The organism is Vibrio sp. 378 (assembly GCF_033339435.1).
This window is the reverse complement of record NZ_JAWOUO010000552.1, coordinates 1-700: the sequence shown is the minus strand read 5'-3', so window position 1 is coordinate 700 and position 700 is coordinate 1. Positions and strand designations below refer to the sequence as shown.

At 47.9% G+C, this 700-nt stretch carries 1 protein-coding gene; it reads right to left on the bottom strand.

The window, feature by feature from the left end; all coding sequences use genetic code 11:
• The coding region (locus R7Q48_RS27485) for a transketolase C-terminal domain-containing protein (RefSeq protein WP_318133429.1) at nt 1-700 on the bottom strand (700 nt) is incomplete at both ends.

Below are 700 nucleotides of genomic sequence, written 5' to 3'. Positions count from 1 at the left end.
CCTGCGCCAGCACCACCTGCGATTGCGTTCTCTTCTAGTGTGACAAGAACGTCATGTTCATCAGCGAGTTGGTGAATCAATGCTTCATCAAGAGGTTTGACGAAACGCATATCAGCAACCGTTGCATTGAGGTTTTCAGCTGCTTCTAGTGCATTCGGTAAGAAAGTACCGAAGCTCAGGATTGCCACCTTTTCACCGTTGCGTACTACTCGACCTTTACCAATCTCAAGAGCGGTAAACTCTTTTTCGATCTCTGTACCCATACCACTACCACGAGGATAACGTACGGCACTTGGTCCAGTGTGCTTATGACCTGTGTACAGCATTTGGCGACATTCGTTTTCGTCGCTTGGTGCCATGATCACCATGTTAGGAATGCAGCGCATAAAGCTAAGATCAAAGGCACCTTGGTGTGTTTGACCATCTGCACCGACCAAACCTGCGCGGTCGATAGCAAACATTACTGGTAAGTCCATGATAGCGATGTCATGGATAAGTTGATCGTAACCACGTTGCAAGAAGGTTGAGTAGATAGCCACGATCGGATGATCGCCAGCAATTGCCATACCTGTCGCAAGTGTCACAGCGTGTTGCTCTGCAATTGCCACATCAAAGTATTGGTCTGGGTACTCTTTCGAGAAACGTACCATGCCAGAACCTTCACGCATTGCTGGCGTAATTGCCATTAGCTTAGGATCTT